Here is an 11,890-nt window from a genome sequence, read left to right as displayed (position 1 = left end):
AACTCGAAAAAGCTGGTATGACGCAAAGCATGTCCCGTGTGGCACATTGCATCGACAACGGTCCTATGGAAGGATTCTGGGGCATTTTGAAACGCGAACGCTATTACGGTCGGAGATTCACCAGCAAGCAGAAACTTATTCAGATGATTGAGAGTTACATCAGCTATTACAACACCCGGCGTGTGCAACGCAACTTGGGTGTTCTGACACCGTTAGAGAAATTTAATCTCTACTTCGCTGCATAAAAAGCGACCAGTGGTTTTGTTCACCACTGGTCGGGAAAATTTTATGTTTTTTCGCTGTCCTCTTGACGGGATGCAGTTCAGAAAGCGAGGGGCGCTTATTTTGTTGCACAAAATGTTGCGGGGCTGTCAAGTTACTATATCCAGGCAAGACCTGAGTAATTATTACTTTTAGTGAAAAAGGTATGATTAAATAATTTTAGGCAACAATACAGCCAAAGGAGTGGTTGTATGAACGGGAATGCTGAATTGTTAAATTTTATCTATCAGAATGCCCAGATGGGTACAGAAACCATCAAGCAGATTCTTGACATCGTGAAGGATGATGATTTCAGCAAGCATTTGAGCACGCAGTACGATGAATATAAGCAAATCCTAAGCGAGGCGCGTACTTTGCTCAACCAGAATGGCTACGATGAAAAGGGAATCAGTGCCTTCGAAAAGCTCAGAACCTATCTGTCCATTAACATGCAAACGCTTACCGATCAAACGCCGTCCCATATATCCGAGATGCTGATTATCGGAAGCAATATGGGTGTTGTTAATGCAATAAAGAATTTAAAGCATTATCCCAATGCAGACGCACATATCAGAAGCCTTATGGAACGGTTACTTCAATCTGAAGAAAACAATATACAGCAGCTTAAGATTTTTTTATAATCAGCAATCAGCGAAAGCTGAAAAACAGCAAAAAACCATCAAAAGGTCGCATTTAACAGGATTCAAAAATACTGCAGTATACGCCTGCTCATAGTCACTTTCGCTATATCCGCCCGATCAAAAGGCAGAGACACCATGCCGCACCATGCCTTCGCAACCGCTTGGCCAGCGCATCTTGCTTTGAAAACCTGCGTATCCATGCTGCGAGCATCCTGTTGGTGAAGATATCCCAATCGCGCGTTTTTGTATGAACACCTCACGTGTCAGGTATCGGTGCATGTAGTCTACTGCCTTTCGAATAGGTTCGTCTTTTATTGAATAACCGAGTATTGATAATTATCTTATAGTCTGCTCGGTGGTACAGGGTTCGGTTTTGGTAGGTACTCCAAACGAATAATCCTTCCCCCACGAGCCATCCTTCGGGTGGAGCGACAAAGTTTTTGTGTCTGCTCAGGTATAAACAGCCAAAGCATTTCTCTGCTTGCAGCCTTATTTTTTGTCTTGGTTTATAAACCCGTCCATATATTCAAGGTATTCTTTCTTGGTAAGGTGCTGTGGGTAGAAATCCATAATGCGGCGTGCCTCAAACGCACTGTTTTTAAGGGCATTAAAGATAGTAAGCGCCATAATCTTTGCTGGCAGTACATAGGCCAAGTATTTATCGGTGATTTCAAAGTCAGCGCTGTGCAGGCTGCCCTTAAAACCTCCGGTGGTAAATGCCAGTACCGGCATCAGATGGCACAAATCACCTACGTCGGTGGAGGCGGGGTTGTGAAGCGCGGGATCTATAGCCGAAACCTTTTTACCCCCAGCTGCAGCCCGTGCCGCAGCATCCAAAGGACGGGAGTTGCCCGCATCCAGCACCGGCAGATAACCGGGCATGTCATTTATCTGAATACCGGCTCCAATGGCATGTGCTCCCGCCTCAAAAGAACGGTTTGCCTTATGGTTCGCGTCCAACATTGCCGACATTGTCTTCGCGCGCACCTGACATTCCACCACAACGTGATCCGGTACTACATTCACCATCCGGCCACCCTCGGAGATAATAGCATGCACGCGTACATAATCGCTCTCTTTAAAGGTTTCGCGTTGATAGGCCAGTGCCGAAAGCGCTAGGGACGCAGCATTCAACGCGTTGATACCCTTATGCGGCGCAATCGCCCCGTGGGCGGCCTTGCCGGTATAATTCACTAGTTTCATAATAAAGCCGTTAGTAGAATTCATCCCTAAAAGTACATCATAATAAGTATCCACCATATGCAGATGATGTACCATGCTAATGTTTATATCGTCAAATTCGCCCAGACGAATGAGCTCGCTTTTTCCGCTGCCATAACGGATAATCCCTTTCTGCATCATCCAGCTTTTGTGCTCCAGATCGTTGTACTCTTCGGAGGGAACCGCAAAAAACGCTACGTTGCCGTCCATCGCTTCTGCAACCTCTGGAACGGTAAGGGCCATCGCACTGCCAATCATCGCTGCCAGTTGGCAGTGATGCCCGCAGGTGTGGGAATACCCCGATGCCGGGTTTGCATGTATATGACTTGGGCAGTTAACACCATCCAACTCCCCGATGGCGGCAATAGTAATGCCGCCGCCCTGCTTCAGCTTAGCCTTAACCCCTGTTACCGCCAGCTTTTCTCGTACCGTAAGGCCAAGAGACTGCAGCATTCGAGACACCTTCTCTGCAGTTTGAACCTCCTGAAACCCCGGTTCGGCATGACCATATATATCCTCGGCAAAGGCAATCAGTTCCCCGGCCCGCTCATCAATGGTTTGTAATATCCTCTGCTCAAGCTCTTCCATCGCAATTCTCTTACCTTTCCTTAAGGTTCTTCGTCATTCAATATGTCTGGCGGCACGTTTAAATCTGGTTCTATCTTAGGTGGCGATTATTAAAAATATCTTATAATCGATATGAATAGTTATATATAGTATTCCCCAAATGAGTATATCAAAAGTGATTAAAACCTTCAATCGCAAAACGAACAAATATTCGTGCCAGAACTGTTAAAAACAGAAAGGCCCCCTCATCATCTGAAGGGGCGAAAGGGATTATTTTATTCCATGATAGCTTTTTGTTGTTTTAACCTTTTGATTTTTCGATAGAGAGGAAGATTCCACAAAAAGAAAATTATTGCTAAAAGCAGCATGGTAACGCCAAGTATTATGTTGCCAGCGGTAAAATTCCCAAGTTTATAACCCACGTTGATATTAACAAGGCCAGTTATCAGGTTTGCAAGCCCTGCAATTAATTCCACCCACATGAGGACGCTGCTGCAGGCATAAATGCGTTTGTAGTGTTTAAGCCTTGAATTTGAATCGGTGTAGATATCAAAGGATCCTTCGGATGACTTCTTTCTCAAATAGGCCCATCGTCCGGAGGTTGAAACACATTCCACTCCGTTTTCCTCTAAAAACCTCAGGTAGGCCATACTTTCAGGGTGTGTTGGAAGTTTTTCAAGCAGCTCCAGCCGGTAGATATATTCGTTGTTGGGTGCATCCGCAAATACATGGCGCATCCACGAGCAGTCTGTGAGTGCCAGTCCCTTTGCCGACATCTCGTTAAGCCAGCGCTCTTCCTTTTCGTAATCCCAAAACGCTTTATGAACAATGTACTTCATTGCAGCTGCCCCCCTATAATCTGCCTTGCATTCTCCAGTAGTTCTTTCAGCCGCTCCATCTCCGCCTGTGCTGCCGTTTGGCCCAGCGGGGTAATGACATATTCCTTTTTCCGGCTGTCCTTATCTGTTTGGAGTGCATGTATCCAGCTCTTTTCAAGTAGTGTATTGAGGGCCCCATATAACGTTCCTGCCCCTAAATTTACCCTGCCGCCGCTCAGCCTGCTCACATTCTGCATAATGCCGTAGCCATGCATTGGGGTATAAAGCGACAGCAGAATATAGAATACCGCCTCTGTTAATGCACCTCTTTCTGAACTTTCGGGCAAAATAAACACCTCCACAGCTAAATCGCCATCCGATATATCGGAATCCGTAATATTATTATATCGTAAGCCGATATAATTGTCAACACAGAAAAAACTCCCCTTCATAAGAAGAGGAGTTTTAAAATTGTAATGTGTTCTTATTCCTGCCCGGCGGCGGCTTTAAAGGCTGTCCATACCTTACTGTGAGCTTCCTCAGCCTCGGCGGTAATAGGCTGAATCATCTCCATCTTCTTCATGTCAAAGTCTGCGGGTAGGGTAAGGTAACTCTTATAATCGGCGTTAATCAAGGCTTCCGCGGCCTTATTGGTGCAGTAATAGCCTAGATATTCATAGCACTTGGCCGAAACCTCGGGCTGCAGGATATAATCGATAAAGGTATAGGCCGCGTCGGCATTGGGCGCCTTAGATGGAATAAAGTTTGCCATAATGCCGAAACCGATACCCTCTTTCGGGAATACCGCTTTTAATTCTGGGTTCTTCATCATTGCCAGGGTTGCCTGTGAGGTATACATGATTGCGGCACCCACCTCACCGGAGAGCAGGTCATCCTGCAGGTTATCGTCCTTAATCAGGCGTATGTTGGGGGCAAGTTTTTTAAGCTTTTCACCCGCTGTGTTGATTTCATCAACGTTAGTGGTGTTATAGCTTTTACCAAGTATCTTTAATGCCATACCATCGATAACACGATAGTTGCCGATAATACCGATGCTGCCTTTCAGTGAAGCATCCCACAGGTCGGCATACCCCTTAATCTCTTTTTTTACGATTTTGGGGTCGTAAACAATGGTCTGTACGCCCGCGCCATAGGGAACAGTATAATCATTGGAAGAATCATAAAACTGCCCCTGATAGATGGGGTTGATGTTTGCAAAGTTCTCGAGCTTCGATTTATCAAGTTTCTGTGCAAGCCCCTCTTCGATGGCTGTTTTTATAATATAATCATCGGCGATTACAAGGTCGTAATCCCCGCCCTTGGTGGATTCCAGCTTTGCAAGCATGGTTTCATCCGCGTCAAAATTACTGTAATTTATTGCAATACCGGTATCCTTAGTAAAGCTGCTTAGAACATCCTCGGGGAACATACCTTCCCATGTATAAAGATTCAGGGTTTTACCCGAAGCAGGCGCTGCGGACGAAGCCTCTGCAGAAGAGCTCTGGGCCTCACTGTCTGTTGCTGCCTCACTGCTGGTGGCAGGAGTTGCGGCAGGTGCGGAACAGCCGGCCAGCACACTTACGGCCAAAGCCACGGCCAGTACCAACGATAAATACTTCTTCATCTGTTTTCCTCCAAAACTGTTTTCTTCTGAGTGTTTATTTTACCAAGCCATCCCGAGAGCAGGCCCATCAGCACGGTTACAGCGAACAGAATCGTACATAGGGCATTGATTTTTGGCGTTACCCCGGTTTTAAGCTGAGTATATATCTTAATGGGCAGCGTATTGGTATTTACGCCCGTTACAAAGATGCTGATTACCACATCATCCATGCTCATGGCAAAGGCGAGCAACATGCCGGAAACAATCGCGGGCAGAATCAGCGGCAGGGTGATATCCAAAAACACCCGTAATTCTCCTGCGCCAAGATCCTTCGCCGCCTCGCCGAGGCTCTTATCCAAACCCACCAGCCTTGCCTTCACCAGCATGTACACATACGGAATACAAAAGGCCGTATGGGCGATAATCAGGGTGGTCATACCAAACGGCAGGCCGATTAACGAAAAGAAAACCAGAAATACCATGCCCAGAATAATCTCGGGAATCATAATGGGAAGGGTAGAGATATACTCAATAACCCCCTTGCTGCGCAGGTTTACCTTCAGCATTCCCACCGCAGCCAGCGTGCCGATTACTGCGGCGTTCAGGCTGCTTGCAGCGGCAAGCACAAGGCTGTTAATTAGTGCCTGCAGCAGTGAGGCGTCACGGAAAAGCTCGGTGTACCATTTAAGTGAAAAGCCTTCCCACACCGATGAAATCTTGCTCTGGTTAAAGGAATAGATAATAACCAGCAGGATTGGCAGGTACATCAGCACCAGTATAACGCCAAGATAGATATTGGGCAGCTTTGTGCGGTTCTTCATACCAGGCCCTCCAAATCCTTCACCTTTGCAAGGCGTCGATAGAGGTAGATCATTACACTGGTGAGTATGGTAAGCACTACGGCAAGTGCCGCCGCAAACGGCCAGTTATGAGCCTTCATCAGCTGTTCCTGTATGACGTTGCCCACAAGAACAACCTTGTTGCCGCCTAGGATATCGGCAATGAAGAACAGGCCCATTGAGGGGATAAAGGTGAGCACCACGCCCGACAAAAGCCCCGGTAACGTCAGCTTTAGCGATACGGTTAAAAACGCCTGCATAGGGTTTGCACCAAGGTCTCTTGCGGCCTCAATCAGGCTCCAATCCAGCTTTTCAGCGCTGGAGTATACCGAGAATATCATAAACGGCACCAACGCGTAAACCATGCCCACCACCACTGCAGCGTAGGTATACAGCAGCTTGAGCGGCGCGTCGGTGATATGTAAAAACATCAGCGCTTTGTCCAACGGGCCGTTTGCCCGAAAGATGATAATCCAGCCGTACAGGCGGATAAGCGAGCTTGTCCAGAAGGGAATCATTAAGAAAAGCATCATGCGGCTTTTCCATTTAGCGCTGAGCTTGGCCATAAAATAGCCAAAGGGATAGCCAATGAGGATGGTAAGCGCCGTAGTAAGTACCGCAAGCTTTATAGATTCCCAGAAGGTTTTGAGGTAAACCGGGTCCAGAATATCAGTATAGTTTTTCAGTGTGAATTTGCCGATAACCCCCCACACCTCTGCACGCTGCAGGAAGCTGAGGATAAACATATACACAAGAGGGCCTGCTACAAAGGCTAGGGTAAAGATATATAACGGCAAAACGGTAAGAATAAACTTGCCGTTGTGGCTGAATCGTTTTTCTCTCCTCTGCCAAGGCAAAGGCACAGGGGTATCATCTAATTTCATCTATTATACAAGACCTTTCTACTGGATACAACCACTTATTATAAATCTACCAAAACGGCATTTTCCGGTTTCCAGCTAACGGTTACCGAATCACCCGCCGCAAGGGGGGAATCTATGCCGTGCCTGCTGGATACTAACTCGCTGCCGTCATCCAGTGTGACAATAATATGTAACACACCGCCGCTGAAGCTTTTTTCGGTTACCACCGCATGTAAGCCGGTCTCTCCGGCGCCCTGTGGTGTAAGGTTTATCTTCTCGCTGCGCACAGCCATGGTCACGGTTTGTCCTATACTGATTGGAGCGTCACGACGGGCGGCAAAAACCGTTACACCCTGGCAGTTAAACGCCACGCTTTGCTCATCAATAGCCGATACATTACCGCTTAGGATATTTGCACTGCCCACAAACCGGGCTACATAGCTGGTAAGGGGCATATCGTAAACCTGCTCGGGTGTACCAATCTGCTCAAACTGGCCCTCCCGCATGACAGCAATACGGTCAGACATATTGAGCGCCTCTTCCTGATCATGCGTGATATAGATAAAGGTAAGGCCTAACCGCTTTTGCAGGCGCTTGAGCTCGGTCTGCATCTGGTGGCGAAGCTGCAAATCCAGTGCGCCGAGCGGTTCATCCAGCAGCAGTACCTTCGGTTTATTCACAAGGGCACGCGCGATGGCAACACGCTGGCGCTGGCCGCCTGAAAGCTCCCCGGGCATACGCTTCTCATAGCCGCTGAGCTGCACCATATCCAGCGCTTCGGCAACCGTTTTCTTGATGGTAGCCTTATCTATATGCTTTAATCGCAGACTATAACCGATATTGCTTTCAACAGACATATGCGGGAACAGCGCATAGTTTTGAAATACGGTGTTAACGTTGCGTTTGTTTGGCTCCTCATTGGTTACATCCCTGCCTTCGAGCAGTACACGTCCGCTATCCGGCGTTTCGAGCCCCGCAATGATGCGAAGCGTAGTTGTTTTACCGCAGCCGGAAGAACCCAGCATAGTGATGAATTCTCCCTGTTTAATTGAGAGGTCGATGCCGTCAAGCACCTTGGTATCGCCAAAGCGCTTTTCTATCTGCTGAAGCTGCAGGATAATATCGTTCATTCTGGTCCTCCAAACACACTAATCTTATAACATATATGATTAGTATGAATTACATTATACATCCTATACTGTATTTGTCAATGAAAACAGCAAATTCAACCATGCAATGTTATCAAATATAATATTCAATGCTTTTAGCCGTGTTTTGGGGAAAACTGCGGTTATAAATCAACACCGCCTCACGGATATCCTTGGGGCCAAGCGCATACATTCCTTTGCCGCAATTGTTAAGAACGTCAAACGAAACCTTGCGGTTACATTTCTGAGGCTGGTCGGTGATAATTTCGATTCCCTCCTTGCGAAAGGATTGTTTACGGTAGTATGGGTCAAAGAAGTAGATATTGTGTTCGTCTACACCTGTAAACAGCACATAATGCCATACGTCGTAGCGCAAGCGCACTACCACAACGCCGCCCTGCAGCAATCCGTTTACAATAGGGCTGCCGTTCTCGATATATACATCCTGCCCCCTAAGGTATTCACACTGAACCGGGAACTTCTTAACCTTACCAAACTGGTTGAGCCAGCAGCTTAAAAACATCATCGCCATGCAGGAAGTGCCGTTTTTGCCGTACTCGCCTTTTTCGTTGTAAGCGTCAAGGCAATAGAGCATAATGTACTTGATAACATCCGGCGGAATCTCCTCCCGCTTAAACAAATAGGTAAGGGCATTAAACAGGGTGGTAGGCCCGCAGTCATAATCGGTCATCTGGTAGTTGAGTGGGTTTTTCATCTTCTTGTTCAAGTCCTATCTTCTTGGGTTTGTAACCTTAATCTTAGATTAAAATACTCAAAACGACAGAAAAGCTTAATTACATCGTCATAAGCAAAAGAGTAAGCTCAGCAATCCGGCGTAGCTCCTCTACGGTGGTGTACTCCTCACAGGAATGGCAGCGGAACATGGCGTTGGCCAACACAATTCCCGATATTCCGTGCTTCACCAGATGGTTGTTATCGCTGCCGCCAAAGGTTTTGCACAGCACAGGCTCAAGCGCCATCTTATTACAGGCAGCCCGAAACCGGCTTACAACCGGATGGCTCAGTGAAATTTCGTAGCCTTCGCAGCAACAGATAATATCAACCCGTGCTATTGCGCCGGCTTCTTCTGCCGCCTTTTGAAAGCATTCCTTTACCTTTTCGGCCTGCTGAAGTGCCTTAGGGTGTGAATAACTCCTAATTTCGCCGGTAACAATACAGCTTTGCGGCACGATGTTGGTGGCAGTACCGCCTTCAATCAGCCCGATATTCAGGGTGGTTTCTTCATCAATCCGCCCCATGCGAAGCCTACCTATCGCGGTGGCAGCCACTGCTATGGCGTGTATACCGTCCTCCGGCGCAAAGCCCGCATGGGCGGCCTTCCCGATAACCTCAGCTTTAAACGATAAAATGGTCGGTGCCTGATAGGCTGCTGTGCCCACCGGGCCTGTTAAGTCCAGAACATAAGCCTCTTTAGCCTGAACCTTAGAAAAATCAAATCTTTCAGCGCCTTTACAGTAAAGCTCCTCCGCCACCGTAAACAGCACCTCAATGGGGCGGTGCGAAAGCCTTTCAGCGCTTATCGTGTGCAATGCCTCCAAAATAGCGGCAATACCGGCGCAATCATCGGCACCCAAAACCGTATCTCCGGCACTTCGGATAATACCGTCATTACCAACCACTGCATGCTTACCGCAGGATGGCTCTATGGCATCCATATGCGCGCAGAACAATACCGGATCGCCCTTCCCATCTCCATTCAAAAAACCGTGGATATTACCGCAGCTTTTGGGGGAAGACGTAAGCGGGGCATCCTGCTCTACTGTAAAGCCCATGGTCAGCAGGCATTCCTTAAGATAGTCTCCCATCTGTTTTTCACCGAAGGAAGGGTTATCGATAGCAATCAGGCTCTTAAATTCGTTCAGCAGACGCTGCTTCTCAATAGGCAATTTAAATTCATGCCCTTTCTTCGAGAAATTCCATGCCGCAGTTTCGGTACAGATAAGGGTAACAGGCAAAAAGAAGACGGTGCACAGCAGTTGCTGCCAGCCATCCCCTTTAACGAAAATCGTTATTTTAAAACCTCACAGAGATAATAAATATTTCCATACCTTGTGAGTATATTTTTAATTTAAATGATGCAGTATTCGACACGATTTGTCAATACTTATTACGAGAATTTATTCCGTTAAAGTAAGAAAGTTATTCACTTTTTAAAGTAAATACTGTTGAACATTACGATTTAAATTTCAGACAATTTAACTGCCGCTATTGACTTAAAGTTGACTTCAAGTTGTAGAATAAATTCAGATACTTTATGAATTCGGAGGAAAAACAATGGCCGCATCAAAGGTATACTATACAAATATGCGCAGCTCCTTTAATAACAGCCTGCTGCAAAAGCTGGAGCGCCTGATTAAAAAGGCGGGAATAGAGAATATTGATTTTAACGGCAAGTTTACAGCAATCAAAATTCATTTCGGCGAGCCGGGCAATCTTGCGTTTCTTCGCCCGAACTATGCTGCCGTTGTGGCGAGTATCGTAAAAGAGCTTGGCGGAAAGCCCTTTTTAACAGACTGCAATACATTGTATGTTGGCGGAAGAAAAAATGCGCTGGATCATATTGACGCTGCCTATCAGAACGGGTTCTCGCCGCTTACCACCGGTTGCCATGTTATTATCGCAGATGGTTTAAAGGGTACAGACGAGGTGCTGGTACCGGTTGAAAACGGTGAGTATGTGAAGGAGGCAAAGATTGGCCGCGCCGTGATGGATGCTGATATTATCATCTCACTCAATCACTTTAAGGGGCATGAATGCACGGGCTTTGGCGGCGCGCTCAAAAACCTTGGCATGGGCTGCGGCTCGCGCGCGGGCAAGATGGAGATGCACAGTGCCGGTAAACCGGAGATTAACACAGAGTATTGTATCGGCTGCGGACGGTGCGTAAAGATTTGCGCGCACGATGCTCCATCAATAACCAAGGCTAAAGCAGCGATAAACCAAGATAAATGCGTAGGCTGCGGGCGCTGCATCGGTGTCTGCCCCAAGGATGCGGTGATGGCTGCCGGCGATGAGTCGTTTGATATTTTAAATAAGAAGATTGCCGAGTATACCTGGGCTGTTATCCACAATCGGCCGCATTTTCATATCAGCCTTGTGGTGGATGTATCCCCCTACTGCGACTGCCATGCAGAGAACGATGTTCCGATTGTGCCGGATGTGGGGATGTTTGCCTCCTTCGACCCGGTGGCGCTTGATATGGCCTGCGCCGATGCCGTAAACCGCCAGCCGGTAATGAAGGGCAGCGTGCTGGATGAGCGGGAGCATACACACCATGATCACTTTACCGATGTCGCCCCCGAAACCAATTGGAGGGTAGCCATTGAGCACGCGATGAAGATGGGGCTTGGCTGCAGTGAGTATGAACTGATTGAACTGTAAGCCGAAAGGGCAGTTCTATTTCCCTTGCTAACAATAACAGAATATGGTATAATTTTTGTAAACCTATGTATATGGGTTCTGATGCAGATTTTATTATATACTGTTATTTATGTCAGGGGCCTTGTAAATGGATAAACAAGAAGTATTAAAACAGTATTTTGGCCATACTGAATTTCGGTATGGCCAATCAGAATTGTAGCTTCAGCGCAAAAAACCACCAGCTCTGCTGGTGGAATTAGAACGCTTATAGCGAAAAGAGGTCCTCCAGTGATAGAATGATGAAGGTTCACCAACCGCATCAAAAAACAAAGGAGGACATGTCAATGGATGACATAAATAGTTTAACACATTCGAAATGGAGATGTAAATATCATATAGTATTTGCACCGAAGTATAGACGACAAGAAATATATGGACAAATCAAGGTGGATATAGGGCAGATACTTAGGAAATTATGCGAACAAAAAGGGGTGGAAATAATAGAGGCACAGGCATGCCGCGACCATATACACATGATGGTAAGCATA

Annotated in this window: 13 protein-coding genes; 4 read left to right on the top strand and 9 right to left on the bottom strand. The window is 46.9% G+C overall.

Annotated features, from left to right (window positions below):
- Together BLR50_RS13795 and BLR50_RS13790 are read left to right on the top strand one after the other, a co-directional pair.
- A partial coding sequence (locus BLR50_RS13795) for an integrase core domain-containing protein (RefSeq protein ID WP_143008133.1) occupies window positions 1-245 on the top strand: 245 nt, incomplete at its 5' end.
- Between the two features lie 228 nt (window positions 246-473).
- Window positions 474-902 carry a hypothetical protein gene (locus BLR50_RS13790; protein WP_092643598.1) on the top strand — a complete coding sequence of 143 codons (429 nt, stop codon included), beginning with the start codon at window positions 474-476 and terminating at the stop codon, window positions 900-902.
- A gap of 489 nt (window positions 903-1,391) precedes the next feature.
- Here the strand turns inward: BLR50_RS13790 and BLR50_RS13785 are convergent, their stop codons facing one another.
- From BLR50_RS13785 to BLR50_RS13745, 9 genes are all read right to left on the bottom strand, one after another.
- The gene (locus tag BLR50_RS13785) at window positions 1,392-2,711 is read right to left on the bottom strand and encodes an amidohydrolase (RefSeq protein ID WP_092643595.1); all 1,320 of its coding nucleotides are present in this window, start codon (window positions 2,709-2,711) and stop codon (window positions 1,392-1,394) included.
- Between the two features lie 254 nt (window positions 2,712-2,965).
- Window positions 2,966-3,529 (bottom strand): DUF2812 domain-containing protein, encoded by a 564-nt coding sequence (locus BLR50_RS13780; RefSeq protein WP_092643593.1) that lies wholly within the window; start codon window positions 3,527-3,529, stop codon window positions 2,966-2,968.
- The gene (locus BLR50_RS13775; RefSeq protein ID WP_092643604.1) at window positions 3,526-3,855 is read right to left on the bottom strand and encodes a PadR family transcriptional regulator; all 330 of its coding nucleotides are present in this window, start codon (window positions 3,853-3,855) and stop codon (window positions 3,526-3,528) included. The genes BLR50_RS13780 and BLR50_RS13775 overlap by 4 nt, the downstream gene beginning before the upstream one ends.
- A 137-nt stretch (window positions 3,856-3,992) precedes the next feature.
- A complete protein-coding gene (locus BLR50_RS13770) occupies window positions 3,993-5,132 on the bottom strand; it encodes a polyamine ABC transporter substrate-binding protein (RefSeq protein WP_092643590.1) in 1,140 nt (379 codons plus the stop codon).
- Window positions 5,129-5,932 (bottom strand): ABC transporter permease, encoded by an 804-nt coding sequence (locus tag BLR50_RS13765; RefSeq protein ID WP_092643587.1) that lies wholly within the window; start codon window positions 5,930-5,932, stop codon window positions 5,129-5,131. Before BLR50_RS13765 ends, BLR50_RS13770 begins: the two co-directional genes overlap by 4 nt.
- Entirely contained in the window at window positions 5,929-6,834 is a 906-nt protein-coding gene (locus BLR50_RS13760) for an ABC transporter permease (RefSeq protein ID WP_341465423.1), read from the bottom strand. The genes BLR50_RS13765 and BLR50_RS13760 overlap by 4 nt, the downstream gene beginning before the upstream one ends.
- A 38-nt stretch (window positions 6,835-6,872) precedes the next feature.
- Window positions 6,873-7,943: an ABC transporter ATP-binding protein gene (locus tag BLR50_RS13755; RefSeq protein ID WP_092643586.1), complete on the bottom strand. Its 1,071-nt coding sequence runs from the start codon at window positions 7,941-7,943 to the stop codon at window positions 6,873-6,875.
- Between the two features lie 112 nt (window positions 7,944-8,055).
- Window positions 8,056-8,676: a peptidase C39 gene (locus BLR50_RS13750; RefSeq protein ID WP_092643583.1), complete on the bottom strand. Its 621-nt coding sequence runs from the start codon at window positions 8,674-8,676 to the stop codon at window positions 8,056-8,058.
- Window positions 8,677-8,755: 79 nt separating this feature from the next.
- Complete coding sequence (locus BLR50_RS13745) at window positions 8,756-9,868, bottom strand: M20/M25/M40 family metallo-hydrolase (protein ID WP_092643580.1); 1,113 nt, start codon at window positions 9,866-9,868, stop codon at window positions 8,756-8,758.
- A gap of 388 nt (window positions 9,869-10,256) precedes the next feature.
- Between BLR50_RS13745 and BLR50_RS13740 the strand changes: the two genes are divergently transcribed.
- Window positions 10,257-11,363 carry a DUF362 domain-containing protein gene (locus tag BLR50_RS13740; RefSeq protein WP_092643577.1) on the top strand — a complete coding sequence of 369 codons (1,107 nt, stop codon included), beginning with the start codon at window positions 10,257-10,259 and terminating at the stop codon, window positions 11,361-11,363.
- 323 nt (window positions 11,364-11,686) lie between these two features.
- Window positions 11,687-11,890, top strand: a 204-nt coding sequence (gene tnpA, locus BLR50_RS13735; protein WP_143008078.1) for an IS200/IS605 family transposase, incomplete at its 3' end; no start/stop codon positions are given.

It is taken from the genome of Acetanaerobacterium elongatum (assembly GCF_900103835.1).
Classification (GTDB): Bacteria; Bacillota; Clostridia; order Oscillospirales; family Ruminococcaceae; genus Acetanaerobacterium; species Acetanaerobacterium elongatum.
This window is presented reverse-complemented; position numbering and strand designations above follow the sequence as displayed.

Excerpts from the sequence above, each read along its gene's own strand:
- BLR50_RS13755 (WP_092643586.1), bottom strand. The coding sequence starts at position 7,943 with ATGAACGATATTATCCTGCAGCTTCAGCAGATAGAAAAGCGCTTTGGC.
- BLR50_RS13740 (WP_092643577.1), top strand. The coding sequence starts at position 10,257 with ATGGCCGCATCAAAGGTATACTATACAAATATGCGCAGCTCCTTTAAT.
- BLR50_RS13770 (WP_092643590.1), bottom strand. The coding sequence starts at position 5,132 with ATGAAGAAGTATTTATCGTTGGTACTGGCCGTGGCTTTGGCCGTAAGT.
- BLR50_RS13790 (WP_092643598.1), top strand. The coding sequence starts at position 474 with ATGAACGGGAATGCTGAATTGTTAAATTTTATCTATCAGAATGCCCAG.
- BLR50_RS13780 (WP_092643593.1), bottom strand. The coding sequence starts at position 3,529 with ATGAAGTACATTGTTCATAAAGCGTTTTGGGATTACGAAAAGGAAGAG.
- BLR50_RS13760 (WP_341465423.1), bottom strand. The coding sequence starts at position 6,834 with ATGAAATTAGATGATACCCCTGTGCCTTTGCCTTGGCAGAGGAGAGAA.
- BLR50_RS13750 (WP_092643583.1), bottom strand. The coding sequence starts at position 8,676 with ATGAAAAACCCACTCAACTACCAGATGACCGATTATGACTGCGGGCCT.
- BLR50_RS13785 (WP_092643595.1), bottom strand. The coding sequence starts at position 2,711 with ATGGAAGAGCTTGAGCAGAGGATATTACAAACCATTGATGAGCGGGCC.
- BLR50_RS13765 (WP_092643587.1), bottom strand. The coding sequence starts at position 5,932 with ATGAAGAACCGCACAAAGCTGCCCAATATCTATCTTGGCGTTATACTG.